The sequence below is a fragment of the Staphylococcus simulans genome (genome assembly GCF_002902285.1).
GTDB lineage: Bacteria > Bacillota > Bacilli > Staphylococcales > Staphylococcaceae > Staphylococcus > Staphylococcus simulans.
Map to the genome: position 1 here is coordinate 1 of NZ_PPRU01000007.1, position 21,602 is coordinate 21,602.

The following is a 21,602-nucleotide window of genomic DNA, read 5'->3' on the forward strand; positions in this document are numbered from 1 at the left end:
TAAACGAAATCGTAAATCAAGTAACTGTACCTGATTATCCAACAGAAGGTAACCAACCAAAAGTAACAGTAGATAATCCAGCATTAATTCCTGATGGCAAAGTTCCAGGTGAATATGAAGTACCAGTAACAGTCACATATCCGGATGGTACAAAAGATCATGTATCTGTGAAAGTAGTCGTTGGTCCAAAAGATTCAGATACGTATGAACCGACAACTCAACCAATTGAAAAACCATATGGCAGTCATACAACGATTGATGAAATTGTAGGTAAAGTAACTGTTCCAGGTTACCCTGATACTGAAAAACCATATAAAGTTACAGTGGATAATCCAACATTAATCCCAAGTGGTTCAATTCCAGGTGTGTATGATGTACCAGTAACAGTCACTTATCCAGATGGCACAACTGACCATATAAATGTCACAATCACTGTTCATCCGCAACCAGATGCTGATGTATACAATCCTGGATATAACGATGTCCAAGTGAACCCTGGAGAATCTATTGAAATTCCTCAAGTCAAAGATGATGTTCCAACTGGCACACGCTTTGAAATTCCGAGTGAATCAGGAATAGATAAAGATTGGACAGTTACAGTAAATCCTAATACTGGTAAAATTACAGTTACAGTACCAGAAGATGCTGCTGAACGAGATGTTGTTACAGTTATAGTTAAAGTGACATATCCAGATGGTTCAACAGAAAATGTTACTGTTGATGTCACAGTACATGATTCAATTGCACCAGAAGCACCAGTTGTGAACCCAATTGAAGCAGGAGACAGAACTGTCACAGGAACTGGCAAAGAACCAGGTTCAACTGTAACAGTGACATTCCCAGACGGATCTACTGTAACAACTAAAGTAGATAAAGATGGTAATTGGAAAGTAGATGTTCCTGAAGCTGTAACATTGAAAGATGGAGACAATGTGAAAGCAGTAATTACTGATGAAGCAGGCAATGTTTCAAAAGAAACAGTAACACCAGTTAAAGATACAGTTGCACCAGAAGTACCAGTTGTTAATGTAATTCATGCTGGAGATAAAGTAGTCACAGGTACTGCTGAACCAGGTACAACAGTTACTGTAACGTTCCCTAATGGCACAGTAGTTACAGTCAAAGTTGGACAAGATGGCACATGGTCAGTGGATGTTCCTTCTAATGTAATGTTGAAAGATGGAGATAAAGTAACTGTAGTTGCTACTGATGAAGCAGGTAATGTTTCTAAATCATCAACTGCAATCGTAGTAGGCGACAAAGAAGTTGTACCTGCTCCGAATAAAGAAAAAATTAATACACCAGAATCTGATGGAACAAACACAATTGATACGAACACAACTGATACAAACAATAAATCTTCTAAAGTTGGAGTATCAACAGTGAAAGATGAATCTTCAAATAAAACAGCTGACAAATCAAAAGCAAAATCAACTGCTAAAGCTTTACCAGATACAGGTAAAGACACTGTTAATAGCGGCGTATTATTTGGCGGATTATTCGCAGCCCTAGGTTCAATCTTGTTATTCAGAAGACGTCGTAATCACGATGACAATAAATAAAACTAAATCATAAGTAGTTTTTAGACCGTACACTTTATTGGGTACGGTCTTTTTTATGCATATAGGGAAATCCCCGATTTTGTAATTTAGTACAATTGAATTTAGAAAAAAGTATTCAACTTTTACGATTAATAAGCTATGATAAACAAAGTTAACTCTCATAAGAGCCCCTTTTTAATTCCTAACACAAACATTTTCTAGTTTGTTTTGACACTTTTAATTCACTTCTAACTATCACTTTTTAATTCATTTTTTAGACACCTTTTTCTTAATTTTATACTTGATAGGAGAATCAATGATGGACTATACCTACAATATTTTTACTTCGTCCGTATGTAATTTTGACTTAATGCACGACAACCAATATATTACTGTGTACTTTGTGATAAGTGGTTTGGCTAAAGTAACTATTGATGAGATCGAATTAGAATATGGAACTGGCGATATATTTGTCACAACACCAGAAATGAAATACTCACAGATCCAAAGTATCGATGGCAGTATTGTTTGCCTCTCTATCAATAAAGTACACTTCAATAAATATTATTTAAGAAATGCGCGTAACATCACTAAAACAGACCAAACACAGCTTAGTATGAAAAAAGCGTTTATGAACTATATTCGTTTTATGTATGAAGAAGATTTATTTATGGCTGATATCAATATCATTAAACTCATTAATTATTTGCATATATACTACAGCGAAAGTGAAAGCTATGTTTTTAATTTCACTACAAATGAGAATGTGTTAAAAGCTGTTTCACACGTTAATCATAATTTTAAAGCACCATTAAAGTTAAGCGATGTCGCGCAAGTACTTTATGTAAACAGTAGTTTTCTTTCGAGAAAGTTCAAAGAGGAGATGCAGATAGGTTTTAATGAATATGTAAGACGACTCAAGCTTTATAAATTAGCTGAAGAATTACTCATCCGCGGTAATGAAAACGAGTTATGGAAAGAATATAATTTTGCGAGTTATCGTACATATTTAAAAAACTTTAAAAACCAATTTCACATGAGTCCCAAAGAATTTATCAACCAAGCTCAATATTATAAACGGGCAGAAAATATGATATCTGAATTGATTTATAGAGAAGCTTTGTCCTATTTAGAAACAGTAAACAACTAAAAATTTAAGGGGTATTCATCGCTTGCACTTTTTTTACTTTTGACATGCACTTTTTTTACTATTCCTTTGATGTCTATTTATTTTCGAAAAAAATCAGTTAATATAAATTTTGTTCTCTTAAAAAGAGGATGTAAGCAAATGATTTTTAGAAAAGAACACTCAGCATATAGACACAGACACATCGGAGGAACAACAATGAAACAACCCAATCGTAGACTTGATTTTTTGCCTAATAAGCAAAACAAGTACTCTATCCGTAAATTCACGGTAGGAACCGCTTCTATCCTTGTAGGAGCAACACTCATGTTTGGCCTCAGTCATGACGCCCAAGCAGCAGAAGAACATACATCTAGTACAGACACCACTCAAACTCAGTCTGAATCACCAAATCCTAACTCAGACACAACGTCTCAACCAACCCAAGAGACAAAAACAACAGCAGTCGTTACACCACCTGTAACAACAGAAGCTCCTGCCTCTGAAAATACTGCACCTCATAATCCAGAATTAAACCAAACAACATCAGAAGCACCGACAACTATAGAACAAGCACCACAACCAGAAGAAACAAATCCAACAGCAAAAGACACAACTTCAGAATCAACACCAACGATTGACCCAACATCAGAATCAAATCCAACGATTCATACACGTGAAAAGCGTTCATTAGACACAGAACCACAAGTTGAAGCACCCGTTAATAATGAAACGTACAATGGAAAAATCATTGATTATACTGGTAGCGATTTAGTGAAGAAAGTAGCGAATCCAGGACAAATAGTTGTACCAGATTACATTGATTTTTCACCTAAATTTAAAGATCATGACAGTAAATCTTATTCTTTCCTGACAAACAAAGAAACAATGACAAGTAAAAAAACTACAACTACAAATGGTGGTGGCATTCATGCGTATCTAGGTGATTATATTACTCTTGATGATACTCAACCAGAAGCCTATGTATATATCAATAATGTAGGTACAGCGAACGGTCATAAAGTAGATGCATTGGTGCATGTCAAAATGGATGAACCATCTAGAAAGTTTCCAACTAATAAAAGATATTTCTTCACTTCAGGTCGAGACATGTTGTCTATGACTTCTCAAGATGGTGGTGGTGCAACAGCTAACATTAAATTCATGTCTAATATCGATAAGACAAAACTAGACGGTTTTTATAATAAGGTTACTAACGGTACGTCTATTACTTCTGTAATAGAAGAGCTAAAGACTCTCAATGATAAACTTCATCCTGTAAGCGGGTTATTAAATATTTATGATCTTGATGATTATGATCGAAATAAAGAAGTAGATGTTAGAAAGTCCGTCACTTTTAACCGAAATGAAATTAACGAACTGTATATTAGTAGTAACACTCTTTCAGAGGCTACAGCTAATTTAGAGTTAAAAGATAATAAAGTCATTATTTCGACAGGTGAACACCCAAGAGGGGCTGTTGAAGATTATCCAAATAGAGTAACTGCCACTTTCAAAGATAAGAGTGAATTGACTTATAGTATGACTGGAAGAAATGCATCAGGTACAGCGTTTCATGTAAAAGGTATCTTACTAGTACCAGTACAACCTTATACAGTTCAAGTCGTTAATCCAACTGGAAATGATGATGCGAAAGTAACAATCACCCAGTATATTCCAACAAGAGAAGTACATCAAACAGCGACTTTACCAAGCAAAATTGAAATGACAGCAGAGTTTCCACAAGACATCGTTGCAAATGTTCAACCTAATACAAATTACTTTGCTGCCACTCAAAATAATACAAACAAAGTGATACTAACTAACAGCAACAATGCTTTATCACAAGCAGCTTTCTATGATAAAACTTATACGCCTTCAATCACTTTGAAACATAACTTAACAACTGAAGATATCAGCACAAGTTCAGAAAAATGGACACGATTAAAAGAATATTACGATGGAAATGCATTAAACGTTCCAGTGAAGTGGTCATTTGATAATGGGACAAAGCACATTGAAAACCTAACAACAGATTATCAAACCGTTGCATTAAAACTCTCTGATGAACTTAAAAAAGAAATTGATAAGCAAATTATGGCAGAAGCAACCGCTTCGATTGAAGAAGCTAAAAAAGCGCATGCCCAAGCAAAAGCAACAGCTCAAACAATCGCTGCCGACCAACTTGTAAGCAAAAATGAAATGGACGGTTTGCAAAATGAAATTCAAACAGCAACATCTAGAAAAAATGAAGCGCAAATAAAAGTGAATCAATTGCCGGAACGTTTAAAAGCAACATTACAACAAGAACTAGATCAATTAACTGAGATTGAATTACCAAAAGTAAATGATGAAAATAACAATTCAATTTCTGATGATCAAGACAAGTTGATAGCAGATGCTGAGCAACTGTTAAAAGAAGCGCAAGAGGCTGAAAGCAAAGCGAAAGCAACATTAGAAACATCAAATGAAAACAATGCGATTTCTCCAACTGAACATGATAATTTATCAGCACTTCAAAAAGAATTTGAAACTAAGAAAAAAGCAGCAGAAGCAAAGATAAAAGAAGTTAATGAGAAACATCAATCTCCATTAATTGAAAAATTGAATAAGCTTGTGGGTATTACAGTTCCTGTAGCAAACGACAAGAACAACAATGGTAAACCAGACGAACAAGATGAAAAGGAACAACTCATAGCAGCTTTAGATAATGTTGAAGACTTAGTGAAGAAAGCAGAAGTTGCAGACCAAACAGCACAATCACAATTACAAAACGCAAATGAAGACAGTCTAATTAAGCCGCAAGAGCATACAGAATTAACCGCTGCAAAAGAACTTGCAACATCAACAAAATCAACAGCAGAAGCAGCAGTTAAAACATTACCTCTGGAGCAACAACAATCATTCTTAGACAGATTGAATCTTTTAAAAGGGATTGTTGTACCAGAAGTTAATGATAAAAATGAGAATGATATTCCAGACACCCAAGATGAGTTAATCAAGTTGGCAGAAGCAGCGATTAAATCAGCAGAAGATGCTGAGAAAAAAGCAGTTTCCGAATTAGCAACAGCACAAGAAAACCAGGCTATCAATCAAGAAGAAAATGCGAAATTAACAGAACTTCAAAATGACTTTGAAACTCAAAAACAAGCAGCAACAGAAAAAGCTAATGCAGTTGATAAGAAATATAACGATAAACTATTACAACAAATCAATGCGTTAAAAGGAATTGAAGTTCCGGTTGTTAACGATACTGATAATAATGGAAAACCGGATACTGCTGATCGTGCCGAAACAGACCAAAACTTAGCAGAAGCGAAAGCGGCAATTGAGAAAGCAAAACTTGCTGATAAAGCAGCGCAAGCTAAATTAGCTGAAGTAAAACAAGATGATGTAATCTCACTCAAAGAATTAGAAGGATTATATGTTGTAGAAAATCAGGCTGACGAAGCAAATTCAACTGCAAGAGGTTTAGTAGAAGTACTTCCAGAAAACATGCAAGCTCCTTTATTAGACGAACTTGATGCATTGAACGGTATTGAAATTCCATCTATTAATGATACTGACAACAACAACATTCCAGACGAACAAGACGCATTAATCGCAGAAGCTAAAGATTTATTAGCCGCAGTTAAAGCAGCAGATCAAAAAGCAAACGAAGAATTAACTAAAGCTGAAGCTGATAAAGCCATCAATCAACAAGAGCACGACAACTTAGAAAACTTACAACAAGATTTTACAACGAAGAAACAAGCAGCTAGCGATAAAATCAACCAGATTGAAGAGAAATATCGTGGTGATTTACCAACACAACTTGAAGCATTAAAAGGAATTACAGTTCCTGCTGTTAATGACACAAATAGTAATGGTAAACCAGATGATCAAGATGCAAAAGAACAACAAGATGCAGCATTGAAAAACGCAGAAGATTTAGTTAAGAAAGCAGAAGCTGCAGACCAAGCAGCACAAACACAATTACAACAAGCCAATGCAGATAACTTAATTAAAGCTCAAGAACATCAAGATTTAACTGTCTCAAAAGAAAATGCAGATACAACAAAAACAACAGCAGATAAAGCAGTTAAAGCCTTACCATCAGAAGTACAAACATCATTATTAGAAAGATTGGCTAAGTTAAAAGGTATTACGGTACCAGGCATTAATGACAACAATGATAACAACATCCCTGATGAACAAGATGCGTTGATTGAAGCGGCTAAACTTTCTATCAAAGCAGTTGAAGCAGCGGATAAATTAGCTAACGAAGAATTGGTTAAAGCTAATGATGACAAAGTTATTAATCAACAAGAACATGACAACTTAGATAAGTTACAACAAGATTTCACAACGAAGAAACAAGCAGCTAACGATAAAATCAATGCGATTGATGTACAGTATCGTGGAGAATTACCAACACAACTAGCAGCGTTAAACGGTATTGTTGTACCAGAAGTAAATGATAAAGATAATAATGGTAAAACAGACGATGTTGATCAAGCTGAACTAGAAGCATTGCTTAAAGAAGCACAAGTATCTTTAGACAAAGCAAAAGCAGCAGATTTAGCAGCGAAACATAACTTAACAGACGCAACACAAGATAAGCTGATTAATCCGAAAGAACATCAAGATTTAACAGAAGCTCAGAAAACAGCTGTTTCAACAAAAGCAGAAGCAACAGAAAAAGTGAATGCATTACCTGAAGTATTACGTACACCTTTAGAGCAAGAACTAGCAAAATTAGATGGTATTCGTGTTCCAGACATCAATGACGATAACAACAATATGATTCCAGATACTCAAGATGCTTTAGTTAAAGCAGCAGAGGAAGCAATTGAAAAAGCAAAAGCAGCTGATGCTTTAGCAAAATCTGAATTAACAAAAGTAAACGAGAATCAAACTATTTCACCAGAAGAACACCAGACACTACAAAACTTACAACATGATTTTGAACAAAAGAAAGCAACAGCACAACAAGCATTAGACGCAGTTGAATCAACATATCAAGGTGTATTGCCTGGGAAATTAAAAGCATTAACAGGTATTGATGTACCAGAAATGAATGATGCTAATAGTAATGATGTAGCTGATGATAAAGAGGCTGAACTCAGAAAACTTGTACAAAAAGTTATAGAAACAGATAAAGCAGCAAAAGCAGCGATTTTAGCGATACAAGATGATGGATTAGTTAATCCAGACGAAATCGAATCATTAAGACCTTTCAAACTTGCTGCATATGAATCTAAAATGAATGCCTTTACCGATGTTCATAATCTCTCAGATGGAACACCTTTAAAAGCAGAGTTACTGAGCGTTTTAAGACAATACCCTGATTTAATCGTTCCACCAGTAAATGACAACAATGCAAATGATATTCCAGATTCAGAAGATTTATTAATACGCTTTGCCGGAGATGCATTGAAAGAGGCACAAGCAGCAGATAAAGCAGCAAAAGAAATGTTAGCTGAAGCACTAAAACCAAATGAATTAATTGATGAAACAGAACACCAAGCATTAGTAGCAGCACAAGCTAACTTTGAACAAAAGAAAGCATTAGCAAATGAAAAAATTAATGCGATTCAAGAAGTATACCGCAAAGACCTGCCACAACAACTTGCGGCATTAACAGGTATTACTGTACCAGAAGTGAATGACAAGGATAAAAACGGGATTCGTGATGACGTAGATCAAGCCATTCATAAAGCGAAAGAAGCGGTAGAAGCAGCAAAAGCAGCTTATAACAATGCATTGACGCAAATGGATGATATTCAAAAAGATAATATCATTACACCAGAAGAAAGCGCAGATTTAGCCAAAGCAATTTCATTAGCAGAGGACAAAAAAGCAGCAGCACAAACGTTAGTAGACGCATTATTATCAGAACCTGTTAAACAAACGTTACAACTAGAACTCGATGCATTAACACCAATTGGACTACCACAAGTCAACGATGAAAATCATAATGGTGTGCCGGATAAAGAAGATAGCTTATTTGATGAGGCAGCCAAAGCTTATGAAGTAGCTAAAAATGCAGAAGCAGCAGCACAAACAGCATTAGAAGAAGTTCAAGCAGATGGTGTGGTAAACCCTGATGAACAAGCACAATTAAAAGCGTTACAAGAAGAATTTAAACAAAAGAAAGCATTAGCTGAAGAAAAGCTTGAAGCAGTTGAGAGTAAATACAGACAAGATTTGCCTGAAAAAGTACAAGCGTTAACAGGAATTTCAATTCCATCTGTGAATGATAAAAATCAAAATGGTATTCGTGATGATATTGATACATTAATAGACAAGGCACAACAATTAATCAATGCGACTAAAGATATGGCGCAAGCAGCACAAGCTAAAGCAGATGAGGCATCAGTAGACGGTTTAATCAATCCTAGTGAATTAGAAGTTCTAAGCGGTGCTAAAAATTTAGTAGAAGCTAATAAAGCTGCGGCGCAAGCAGTAATTGATGCTTTACCAGCAGCATATCAAAAAGACTTGCAGTTACAATTAGATGCGATTAATGAAATTACTTTACCAACTGTCAATGATCAAGATAATAACCACATTGATGATCATACAGATGCATTGAAAGCAGCTGTTCAAGACTTAGTTGATGAAGCAAAACGTGCACATGAAACAGCAAAACAACAACTAGAATCAATTCAACAAGATCAATTAGTCACACCAAAAGAACAGTCAGAATTAATTAACCAAGTCAACTATGCGAAGACAGCGAAACACTATGCTCAAAAAGCAGTGGATATGATTGATGAAAACTTAAGACCGGAATTCCAACAACAATTAGATGCGTTAAAAGCAATCGATATCCCAGAAGTGAATGATAAAAATGCAAATGGTATCGATGATAACCAAGATCAATTGATGAGTGATGCATTACAAGCAATTAAGGCAGCAGAAGCAGCAGAAAAAGTTGCGAAAGCAGGATTAGAAACAGCTCAGGACAATGATGTTATCAACGACGATGAACATGATATGTTATCAAATCTTCAAAAAGCATTCTTAGCACAGAAAAATATTGCTAAAGATAAAATTGCTTTAGTTGATGATGCACTAAAAGGTGAACTTCTAAAAATGCTTGATGCTTTAACAGGTATTGCAGTACCAGAAGTTAATGACCACGACCATAATGATGTAGATGATACGTTAGATCAAACACTTCAAGATTTAATAAATGCAGTAAAAGCTGCACATGAAACAGCACAAGGTGATTTAACAAAAGTGACTGCAGATCACTTAATTACACCACAAGAACAAGACACATTGATTGAATCACAAAATCATGCATCAAAACTAAAAGAACAAGCAACTGAGACGATTCAACAAAGTAAGATTCCAGCAGCAGTTAAAGATGAATTAGTGAATGCTTTAGCGCAAATGCAAGCTATCTCAATTCCGGACATCAGTGACCAAAATGCTAATGGCATTGCAGATGATATTGATACATTGCTAGAACAAGCAGAAGCACGTGTGGCACAAGCTGAAAAAATGAATCAAGAGATACAATCTGAACTTGATACAGCAAATGAAAATGGCTTGATTACACCACAAGAATATCAAAACTTATCACAACATCAAGCATTGTTTGAAGGTGCTAAAGATTCAGCACAACAAATTGTGAAGCAATTACCAGCAGCTTATCAATCACCATTTGAAGTACGTTTAAAACAACTTCAAGGCATCACAGTTCCAAACATCAATGATCAAAATGCCAATAATATTTCAGACGCAGATGATGCTGCATTAGCTGAAGCAACAGAGTTTGTCAGAGTGGCACAAGCAATGGATGCTAAACTACAGGAAAAACTAGCAACGAATACAGCAGATGGTTTAGTTACACCAAGCGAATATAAACAATTAGCTCAATTACAAGCAATTTACGAAGATGTGAAAGCACAAGCAAAAGAAAAGGTAAATCAATTACCATTAACATTGCAAGGTAATCTTCCAAAAGATTTAGCGTTGCTCAAAGGTATTACATTACCGCAGATTAATGATCAAAATGAAAATGGTATTGATGATAATGTAGATGTATTAATCAATGAAGCGAGAGATGCGGTGAAAGCAGCACAGTCAGCTGATGAGCATGCTCAAACATTATTTGATTCTACAGTCTCTGACAATTTAGTTACACCACAAGAACAAACATTATTGAAATCTGCCCAAGAAGAAGCACAAACATTAAAAGCAACAGCAGAGAGAAAAGTAAACGCACTGCCAAGTGAATTAAAAGGCAATTTACCAGCGTTATTAGCACAACTGCAAGGCATCGACATCCCAGAAATCAATGACGCTAATGCGAATGGCACGAACGACATCCAAGATCAATGGTTAAATGATGCCGAAGCCGCTGTGAAAGCAGCAGAACTTGCGGATAAAGCATCCCAATCAGCATGGAACATGGCAGTTTCCGACAACTTAATCACACCGCAAGAACAAGCATTATTGAAATCAGCACAAGAAGAAGCACAAACATTAAAAGCAACAGCAGAGACAAAAGTAAACGCACTACCAAGTGAACTAAAAGGCAATTTACCAGCGTTATTGGCACAACTGCAAGGTATCGACATCCCAGAAATCAATGACGCTAATGCGAATGGTACAAACGACATCCAAGATCAATGGTTAAATGAAGCAGAAGCAGCGTTGAAGGAAGCAATATCAACAAATAATGCAGCACATATTGAACTTGAAAAAGTACTTTCAGATCATCGTGTACAGACAGAAGAACAAGAAGCATTAGCGATTGTTCAAGAAAAAGTAAAGACAACAAAAGAATTAGCACAATCAGCAATAGCTCAGTTACCAAGTGAATTAAAAGGCAACTTGATTTCAGAGTTAAACAACATAGAAAATATTGAAATTCCAGCAGTAACTGAAGATAAATCTACAACTTCTCTTGAAACAATTTCAAATGAAGTAGTATCGGAAAAGCCTGTTACAACAACTACACAACAAGAAGAAATACACCTAGAAAATGCAGATGAAACTTCTCTTAACCAGATGGTTTCTGAAAAAACTTCATCAGTTGATTTGAATACTGAGGGTGAAGTTAAACAAGAAGTCAAAACAGAAGATACAAATAAACAACAAGAGCGTACAACAGAAGAGGAAGCATCATCTGAACGCACGTCTTTAGAGGTAGAAAATCAAACCGAAATAACACAAAAACATCAGACGTCTAAAGATAACAATGCTTCTGATGAATCAACAAATGAACATCAAGATACTACTCGAACTTCTGATAGACATATGTATCAAAACGATGAAGAGCGTTCATCACAAACATCAAACAATCCAACAACTAGAACTACACATCCAGAACAAACAGTTTCTTCTAAACAACAAAAAGCTTTACCAAATACAGGTCAGTCACAATCTAACAGCATCCTTGTAGGCGGATTAGCCACATTGATCGGCGTCGCATTCTTAGTAAGCAGTCGTCGTAGAAAAAATTAATATTTAAACAAAAGTCGTACTCGTAGGGAGTGCGGCTTTTTTGATAGCGTACTATATTTTATATCTTAATATCAGCTATATCTTTACCGTTTCGTCTAAATACTCGTAATAAGTGAGACAAAGTAGTCTCGCCATAAAAAGAACCCCATTCTAAGATGATAGAGTGGGGTTTAGTGATGTAGTCTAATATTTGTTAAGCGTATGATAATAACTTAGTGAAATTTTTACGTTAAGTTAATAAAAAAGGATGAGACACTGTTTAGTATCTCATCCTTTATCGTAGCGGAGAAAGAGGGATTCGAACCCCCGCGAGCCGTTAAGCCCCTGTCGGTTTTCAAGACCGATCCCTTCAGCCGGACTTGGGTATTTCTCCATAGCTTTTTAACACAAGATTTATTATATAGGAGAATGTGTAACGCGTCAATAATTTTTTAATGAAATCCACAGAAATCATAAAGTAATTTTACATATACTTAAAGAATGGACTAAAGGCTTTCTGGTTGAATAAAACAGATAAAAATATAACGTTTTAGCACAAAAACTTACAATAAAGCATTCAATTTTCTGAACATTTAGTTTATTATAAATAGGTGTAGTCTTATTTTGGATAATTTCATCAGTTATGAAATGTATCTACCTCAATCATCACTTCTTTTACTCTTCTATTTTACTGCTTGCTTTTCTATGGATATTTAGAAGAACTCATTCACATTATCATTTTATTTTATTAGGGGGGTATATTTTTGGATTACAGTTACAATATTTTTCAAGGTTGGTCTTGTATAAAAGATAATTCGAAAAGCGAGGAGTACGTTAATATTTATTTAGTTTTATCAGGTACAGTCTTCGTTAAAAAAGGGGCACAGCACTTTACCTATAAAACAGGAGATCTTTTTGTTCAAAAACCACATTTCACAAATATGGAAGTGGAAATAAAAGAAGGGAAAGTTGTCTGCTTATCAATTCATTATGTCTATTTTAAGCCGGCTTGTTTAAAAGAAATCAATCATGTTGAAAGCAATTTTGAAATCCACCATATCATTAAAAATGATTATATTCAGGCTTTACGTTATGTATGTGAAACAAATTTTGTGAAAGCGAATGCGACCATTGTGCGACTGGTAAGATACTTACGTGTTTACTTGGAAAACTTCGACATCTACTTATTCAATATGACTAATAACCCGACAATCAACCACATTATTGAGTACATCAATCACCATTCAGATGAAGCGTTAAAGTTAACAACTATCGCTGAAAGTTTTGATTTAAATATCAGTTATTTATCACGTGTATTTAAAGATGCAGCACGTGTTAACTACAATGATTACGTACAACAAGTGAAAATCTTTAACGTGGCAGAATATCTATTAATTAATGGTGAAGATAATCAAAAAACCAAAGAAGTTTGGAAAAGATATTCATACTCTAGTAAACGTTCTTTCCTCAACAATTTTAAGAAACAATTTAATATGGTGCCCATGGAGTATGTGGCTCGGTCTCAAAAAAGACGCATTAAAAATAATGAACGTTCTCAAAAAGTGTATGATGAAGTTTTGAAATTCATGAATGGCTGATTCTTATAAAGCGTGTACTCCTGTACCGCTTTTTTATTTTGAGTGACGCAAATCTAAATTAGTATTCAATCTAATAAAATCTTAATCTTATTTTGCGACTGATAGGGTATAAGTTACTAACTTAGTGTATAAATCAAACCTATGGGGGAATTAACATGAAAATCAATATCGCAGATGCTTTAACTAAAAGATTGGGCAAGTTAGAAGGTAACTTTAAACACTACGCAGATGATATGGCGTATTTAACTTTAGTGTCAGGTATAGATAAGTCATTAAAAGATTTATTAGGAATTCAAGTTTTGCGTCAAGCACAGTCAGAAACTGTCGCTAGAGAGATGTCACGTTTAGATTTAGCAGTTCTAGATCAAAATGAAATGACAGATATGGTAAAACTAAGAACGGTTTATGTACATGATTTTGAACCAAGCGCTAGCGGTCAAGCAGGTCATGCGGTATCAACAATTCAACGTGATTTTACTGAACATTTAAAGAAAATGACAAACCCGCCTAAATCTTGGGTTTACAATGTTTCTGACCAAACAAAGTTCCATTATGCGGCAGTCTATATCGATGTAAAAGCAAAGAAAGACTTTGAATTACCAGAAACTAAAAGCGCATTTTTAAAACAATATCCGGAGTTGAAAGATGCTGATTTAATTTATAAAAGCATTCAAAACCATCAACAAGAACGTGATCATTCTATTGAAGAAATTGTAGAAGAACCTATACAAACTAACGTAATAGAACCTGCGTTAACAGAACATACTGATTTACAATCTCGTCAAAGTGATGTTCAAGCTATCTATAAAGGTGAATATAAAGACTTCCAAGTAACCGTTTATTTACAGGTCTTAGAATTGGGTTACCATCTAGATGAAGAGCAAGATGAAGAATTAGAAACAACACTCACTACAGATGACAAAGGTGAAGTCATCGCAGTAGGAGAACTAGAAGAAGAATTTACCGTAGTAAAAGAAGAGCCTGCAAAAGAAGAGAAAATATCTTCAGAAAATGAACCTTCTGAAGATGACAAGTCTGCATCAGAGTCGTCTGAAGAGAAAGAAAAGAAACAAGAAGATAAAGAAAAAGTAGAATCAAAAGATAAGAAAGACAAAGATAAAAAAGGAAAAGGTAAGAAAGACGACAAAGACAACAAAGATAAGAAATCTAAGAAGAAAGGTAAAAAGAAAGACGATAAAAAAGAAGATTCAAAAGACAAGAAGAAAAAGGATAAAAAGAAAAAAGACAAAAAGAAGAAAAAGAAATAATGTTGTTTAAATAAGGTAAGATATGAAAATCCACCTTCAAAGCCAAGCGTGTTTGAAGGTGGATTGATTTTTGTATTTGAGAATAATCTTTAAGCTGGGATTTCAGCTTTTTTATCTGAATGTTTACGTACAAACGCAGCTACAATCACTGAAATAATACCGAAAGTCATAAAGCCGATGAACATCCATACGGTAGTGTTAAGTTCAATAGGATGATGCATATAAATAATTTGTCTTAAGGTTGTCGCATAGTTAGAGAATGGATTCCAACCTGCGATATAGTCGCGATAAAATTTAGGCAACATTTCTTTTGGCGTAGTGACCAATTGCATACTGAAGAACATCAATAAGAAGAAAATTGGTACGCTCTTCATGCCTAACCAAGTCATTGTACCTAAAATCAAACCGATGAAACCTAAGAATGCTAACATCACAAAGCATGCGACACGGTTTGGATGGTCAAAGTGGAAACCTTGAACGCCTGACATAAAGTAAATGTATCCAAAGCTTCCGATAAACGCTGTGAGGACAGCCACAACAATTTGACTCAATGCCGCAATAACACGCTGACTACGTTGAATTAAATGACTAGTTCTAAACGCAAAGAATAATAAAATTGAGCTGACAATAGATCCCATCCAAACTGGCATAAACATTAAGAATGGCGCATTACCATTGGCTTGGTGATCTTTCACCTTATCAACAGACACTGCTTTGGTTTCAACAGGTTGAATTAAACTTTCAATCTCTTTAGCTGGAATAGAGACATTTTGTTTATTTAGAATGTTTAAGCCTTGTTTCATGACTTTTTGGTTTAAATTCGTGCTGATCCCATTAAAAACTTTGTTTGCTATTTGAGAGCCTTGTAAACCAGAACCTTCACTTACAATTGTTTTTAAATGTGCAGCTTGTGGTTTTACTTGTTCTAATCCAGATTGTTTCATTTTTTCCGCCATTTGCTGTGCAACTTGTGGTGGAATCTCTCCAGATTTTACTTTGTCTTCCATTTCTTGTTGTTTTGCTTTCATAACAGTTGCTTGTGTTTTGCTTAAGGCGTGTTTTGAGAAATCCTTTTCTAAGACAATGATTCCGTAATATTTTTGGTTGAATAATCCTGATCTAGCTTTATCCTCACTGGATACAGCTTTCCATTGAATGGCCTCTGATTTATTTTTTAGTAAATGGTCTTCTAAATTTTTGCCGATATTAATAGATTTACTTTGAATAGATGTACCCTCATCTAAATTCACAATCGCTAGTGGCAAGTCTTTTGGTTTTGAGTTATATGCTGGATAGAATGCGACTGATAATAACATCATAATTAAAATTAATACGATAGGCGCAATCCAAAGTAGTTTATTTTTTAAAATGTTCATTTTTTTCACTCCTTATGATTTATTGAACATAGTGTTGATTTATCATTACTTTGATTATTATAATTGGTAATGAAATAGATGCAATGACCAATTTAATGCATCGTGTTCGTTAATCAACACATTGTTGATAATTGTTCATTAAAGAATAAGGAAGTGTTCATTTATGGCTGTAGACCGACGTGTTCGTAAAACACAAAGCGCGATTAAAAAGGCTTTTATTCAATTACTTAAACAAAAAGACTTAGATCATATTACTATTCATGACATTACAGAAGCCGCAGATATTAATAGAGGAACTTTTTATCTGCATTATGAAGATAAATATGATTTATTAGAAAAGATGGAAGATGAATATGCGAATGTGCTTTATGATAAAACACGTATTTTTGAAAGTATGAAAACAATTGAATCTATTGATAAGTTCTATGAAGTCTTTTCTAATCAAGTGTTAAGAAATGTGATCACTCATGTTTATAATAATTTAGAGTTTTATCAAGTTATTTTAACAATAGAAAGACAAAGTCAAATAGAGGAACGAATCTCTGAAATGATTTTAGAGAACATGAAATTACGAATGAATCCAAAAGGAGATATAGCTGGTATTCCTGTGATGTATTTCCATAGTTATGTCAGTGGATCAATGTTGAGTGTGATTAAATATTGGGTTCAAGACGAACAGCGTGTGGATATAGATACATTAATTCAATATATTTCTAAGATTGTATTTAATGGGCCATTGCGATTATTAGCTACTGATCAATAGCATGATGTATTGTATGGAATCTTGTTTTAGATGAACCGCAATTTAATTGAAAGTGGGCTATAAATTTGGTAAGCTTTAGTTGTATTAAAATAGCCCTCAGTCTTACAGGACTGAAGGCTAGAGTAAAGGCTCACAACGCACAATTGTGATTACCAAACGAACCGAATGAGAGACTAGTTATGTTGCTGCATAGCTAGTCTTTTTTGTCGTTCTTGCTGATAATAAACTTGATGGCTGTTGCTAAAAGTGTCACTTGCACAATTGAAGAAAAATTAATCGTGAGTTCATGGATAATGATGTCCATCCATATCACCTCACTTTCTTGCAGTTCAAGGCACGTGAGGTACTCACAATATAGTAGAACGACCTTTACTCATGAATTAAGTTTAGCATTTTACGAACGCGTTTTCAAAGAAAAAGCGAACAAATGTTCGATTGATTTTTGAAGAGTAAGAAGGATATTTAAAGATGATGTAAAAAAATCCTCTGCCTTAATTTGAAGACAGAGGATTATCTATATGCTTTAGATAAACAAATTATGTTTGGCGTGTTCTGTATCGCCGATATATGTGCCAACACCGCCGATTTGGACATCATCACGCAATTCTTCACGTTTGATACCCATGACATCCATACTCATAGTACATGCGATTAGTTTTATATCATTTTCGATTGCTTTATCGATTAAAGCAGGTAATGAATCGACGTTCTTTTGTTTCATTAAGAGTTTCATCATAAAGCGTCCTAAACCGAACATATTCATTTTAGATAACGGCATACTTTCTGGACCTTTTGGCAACATGAAATCAAAGAGTTTTTCTAATCCTTTTTTCTGCACTTTAGGCGCATCTGTACGTTTTAATGCGTTCAATCCCCAGAAAGTAAAGAAGATAGAAACCTCACGACCTGCTGCACGTGCGCCATTCGCAATGATTAAAGCAGCTAAAGCTTTATCAAGTTCACCGCTGAATAAGACAATCGTTGTGCCATTATTTGATTCGTGGACAGACATAGCTTGATCAGAAGCTTCACCTTTTTCGATGATAGCTGTGACTTTTGAATCATCTGTTTTTAAATCAATTAAGTGATGACCCGTTTGTTTTGCCCAACTTTGTATATCACTCGCAAAGCCTAAATCCGTAACAATCACTTCAACTTGTTCGCCAGGTTGTAGTTGCTTGATGGCTTGACTTAAATTCACGATAGGACCTGGACATTGTAAACCACTGTAGTTTAATTGTTCGCGTTCTGGTTTAATTGTTTTCTCAGAGGCAGTGACTTCGGTCTGCTCCTGCTTACTTGTAGTTTGATGTTGTGGTTGTGCTTGTGCTTCTTGTTGAGAAAGATATGCTTCATAACCGCCATTTAAATTAATCACATCAAAACCGCTGTCACTTAACATTTGGCTGGCTTGTTGACTGCGTCCGCCTTTTTGACAATAAATGTAATACGTTTTGCCTTGGTCTAATGGGAATTTCGTATTTAACGTTGAAAGTGGATAATTCAACGCATCTTCAATATGACCAGCTTCATATTCATCAGCTTCTCTTACATCAATTAGTTGATCTTGTGCCCCCATAGCTTGTAAGTCTTCTTCAGTTAAGTCTGTGATTTGAACAGTTTTAAATCGAACCATTCGATCATCTCCCTTTTGTTCTATATTGATGTCATTGTACAAAGAATAAAGACAAATTGCACAAGTTTCTATTTGATTGAACCAAGCTTAAAAGAAAAATCAGTGCTTTAGGTCTGTTATAAGACTTGCTATAATAAAGTTAATTATCAGAAAACAACATTTTGAAATAAAGGACTGTGAACCATGACTGCACATAATAACGACTATGATCATCTCTTGTTCTATTTTGCCTATAAAACATTTATTCATACTGCAGATGAAATTATTGAGAAGAAAGGAATGCGCCGCCAACACCATCGCTTCTTATTCTTTATCGATAAAGTGCCTGGGATTACCATCAGAGATTTACTAAGAAGTATGGAAATCTCTAAACAAGGCAGTCATCAAACGTTGAAAAAATTAAAAGATGAAGGTTTAGTTGTCGAAAGAAAATCTAAAATAGATGGCAGAGTCAAAGAACTCTTTGCGACTGATAAAGGTCATGCATTGGTTACAGAAATCAATAAAGCACAAAATGATTTACTTCAAAGTATTAAAGCTGAAGTCGGAAATGATTGGAATGCGATGATGGAAGAACTCGCAAGTAAACGTCCAGGATTCCAAGAAGTAAAATATTTAAAAGGGGAGTTCAAGGAATAACCTTGAATACGCTCTCTGTAGAGTACCGTCTTGAAACATTCAAGGCGGTATTTTTTTATATGGTTACAGATATTTCAGTTAAGTCAACTTACTTGACCTAATATATATGGAAGCGTTATCCTAGAATTGTATAAGAGAAAGAGAAAAAGGTGGAATGAATATGAATAAACGTGTTGGAGAGTATTTAATGGACTGCCTGAGTACTGCAGGCGTAGATAAAGTATTTGGTGTACCTGGAGATTTCAACTTAGCTTTCTTAGATGATATTATCAACCGTGATGATATTGAATGGATTGGTAATACAAATGAATTAAACGCAAGTTATGCGGCAGACGGTTATGCACGCATGAATGGTTTAAGCGCAATGGTGACTACATTTGGTGTAGGTGAATTATCAGCGGTCAATGGTATCGCAGGTTCTTATGCAGAACGTATTCCAGTAGTTGCAATTACAGGCGCACCGACACGCAGTGTAGAACAAGCAGGTAAATATGTTCACCACTCACTTGGGGAAGGTGAATTCGATAACTACCGCAAAATGTTCAAAGAAATTACAACAGCACAAGGTTATATCACACCTGAAAATGCACAAGAAGAAATTCCGCGTCTGATTAATGAAGCATTAGCCGAGAAAAGACCGGTACATTTACACTTACCGATTGATGTCGCAATGACAGAAATTGAAGTGAAAGATGCTTATCAATTACCAGAATTTAAAGCACAAGATGTCTCAAACTATATTGAGATGGTTAAAAATAAATTAAACAGTGCGTCTCAACCTGTAATTATTGCAGGACATGAAATCAATAGTTTCAAACTGCATGACAAACTAGAACAATTTGTAAATCAAACACACATTCCAGTTGCGCAATTGTCATTAGGTAAAGGTGCCTTCAATGAAGAAAATCCTTACTATATGGGTATTTATGACGGCTCAATCGCAGAAGAAAATATTAGAAATTATGTTGATAACAGTGATGCAATTTTAAATATTGGTGCGAAATTAACAGACTCTGCCACAGCAGGTTTCTCATATGAATTTGATATTGATGATGTCGTGATGTTGAATCAACACAATTTCAAAATGAATGACACAGAAGATCAAGATGTGACATTACCAGATTTATTAGAAGGTCTGTTAGAGATGGACTATGTGAATGATGCAAATTACCCACAATATAAACGTCCAGAAGCAGATCAATATGAATTAACGAACGAACCACTAACACAAGAAACGTACTTCAAGATGATGCAAGACTTTATCGCACCTGATGATGTGATTCTAGCCGAACAAGGAACATCATTCTTTGGTGCATATGACTTAGCGTTATATCAAGCGAATAAGTTTATTGGTCAACCTTTATGGGGCTCAATTGGTTACACATTACCAGCAACATTAGGTACACAAATTGCTGATCCAAATCGTCGTAACTTATTATTAATCGGTGACGGTTCACTGCAATTAACAGTTCAAAGTATTTCAACAATGATTCGTGAGAAATTAAAACCAGTATTGTTTGTCATCAATAATGATGGCTATACAGTAGAGCGTAAGATTCATGGTGAAAACGAACCATATAACGACATCTTTATGTGGGACTACAAAGCCTTACCAGCAGTCTTCGGTGCTAAAGATGATGTGAAAATCCATGATGTTTCAACAAGTGAAGAGTTGAAACAAGCCTTTGAAACTATTAAAGCTTATCCAGAAATGATGCACTTTGTAGAAGTGAAAATGGCAATGCACGACGCACCGCATAAATTAGAAGCTATTGGTAAAGCTTTCGCAAAACAAAATAGCTAAAGATAATTTGAAAAATAATACACATAAAAATGAATGAAGTGATTCGCACTTTCATTTAAAATCCCTGACGCTTAAAGTCGGGGATTTTTTTATGAGAGCTTTTGATAAATGTAATTTTAAATCACTAAAAATTGACGATTCTAGAGGATGTTTTCAGTTTTTCTAAAAAAATATTTATTCGCATAAAATGTATATTAATGCATAAAAATGGGTGGTTAAGTTCGTTCAATTCGTTAAATTTAAACTTAACATAGGGATATAAGCGATTAGGACGCTTGAATTACTAATCTGAAATATATATTTATTCATTTTTGCCAACATATTCTTCTGTATGAATTTGCATTATTATAAATAATTCGTTAATGTCTTTATGTAACATAAGAAATGGGGAGTTGGAAAAATAAAAA

The 21,602-nt window shown here is 34.8% G+C and carries 10 protein-coding genes, 1 tRNA gene and 1 pseudogene; 9 read left to right on the forward strand and 3 right to left on the reverse strand.

The annotated features are described in order from the left end of the window. From CD112_RS01425 to CD112_RS01435, 4 genes and pseudogenes are all read left to right on the forward strand, one after another. A partial coding sequence (locus CD112_RS01425) for a Rib/alpha-like domain-containing protein (protein WP_142380800.1) occupies nt 1–1,562 on the forward strand: 1,562 nt, incomplete at its 5' end. 298 nt (nt 1,563–1,860) lie between these two features. Further along, nucleotides 1,861–2,691: an AraC family transcriptional regulator gene (locus tag CD112_RS01430; RefSeq protein ID WP_023015618.1), complete on the forward strand. Its 831-nt coding sequence runs from the start codon at nt 1,861–1,863 to the stop codon at nt 2,689–2,691. A 195-nt stretch (nt 2,692–2,886) separates the two neighbouring features. Next, nucleotides 2,887–2,986: pseudogene (locus CD112_RS13925) on the forward strand (YSIRK-type signal peptide-containing protein); the annotation flags it as partial. Nucleotides 2,987–4,764: 1,778 nt separating this feature from the next. Further along, entirely contained in the window at nt 4,765–12,132 is a 7,368-nt protein-coding gene (locus CD112_RS01435) for a GA-like domain-containing protein (RefSeq protein WP_373364847.1), read from the forward strand. Nucleotides 12,133–12,415: 283 nt separating this feature from the next. On the opposite strand, the gene CD112_RS01440 is transcribed toward CD112_RS01435, so the two are convergent. Further along, nucleotides 12,416–12,505 (reverse strand) — tRNA-Ser (locus CD112_RS01440). Nucleotides 12,506–12,875: 370 nt separating this feature from the next. On the opposite strand from CD112_RS01440, the gene CD112_RS01445 reads away from it, so the two are divergent. Together CD112_RS01445 and CD112_RS01450 are read left to right on the forward strand one after the other, a co-directional pair. Then, complete coding sequence (locus CD112_RS01445) at nt 12,876–13,709, forward strand: helix-turn-helix domain-containing protein (protein ID WP_002480021.1); 834 nt, start codon at nt 12,876–12,878, stop codon at nt 13,707–13,709. 155 nt (nt 13,710–13,864) lie between these two features. Next, nucleotides 13,865–14,977, forward strand: coding sequence for a hypothetical protein (locus CD112_RS01450; protein WP_103363714.1), 1,113 nt, complete (start codon nt 13,865–13,867; stop codon nt 14,975–14,977). A gap of 89 nt (nt 14,978–15,066) precedes the next feature. Here the strand turns inward: CD112_RS01450 and CD112_RS01455 are convergent, their stop codons facing one another. After that, nucleotides 15,067–16,353: a YhgE/Pip domain-containing protein gene (locus tag CD112_RS01455; RefSeq protein WP_070462683.1), complete on the reverse strand. Its 1,287-nt coding sequence runs from the start codon at nt 16,351–16,353 to the stop codon at nt 15,067–15,069. Nucleotides 16,354–16,516: 163 nt separating this feature from the next. Between CD112_RS01455 and CD112_RS01460 the strand changes: the two genes are divergently transcribed. Then, nucleotides 16,517–17,116 (forward strand): TetR/AcrR family transcriptional regulator, encoded by a 600-nt coding sequence (locus CD112_RS01460; protein WP_070462685.1) that lies wholly within the window; start codon nt 16,517–16,519, stop codon nt 17,114–17,116. A gap of 523 nt (nt 17,117–17,639) precedes the next feature. Here the strand turns inward: CD112_RS01460 and CD112_RS01465 are convergent. Then, nucleotides 17,640–18,752, reverse strand: coding sequence for a DsrE/DsrF/DrsH-like family protein (locus CD112_RS01465; protein ID WP_103363715.1), 1,113 nt, complete (start codon nt 18,750–18,752; stop codon nt 17,640–17,642). Nucleotides 18,753–18,935: 183 nt separating this feature from the next. On the opposite strand from CD112_RS01465, the gene CD112_RS01470 reads away from it, so the two are divergent. After that, complete coding sequence (locus CD112_RS01470; RefSeq protein ID WP_002480016.1) at nt 18,936–19,391, forward strand: MarR family winged helix-turn-helix transcriptional regulator; 456 nt, start codon at nt 18,936–18,938, stop codon at nt 19,389–19,391. Nucleotides 19,392–19,551: 160 nt separating this feature from the next. Further along, nucleotides 19,552–21,195, forward strand: coding sequence for an alpha-keto acid decarboxylase family protein (locus CD112_RS01475; protein ID WP_103363716.1), 1,644 nt, complete (start codon nt 19,552–19,554; stop codon nt 21,193–21,195). The last annotated feature ends 407 nt before the right edge of the window (nt 21,196–21,602 follow it).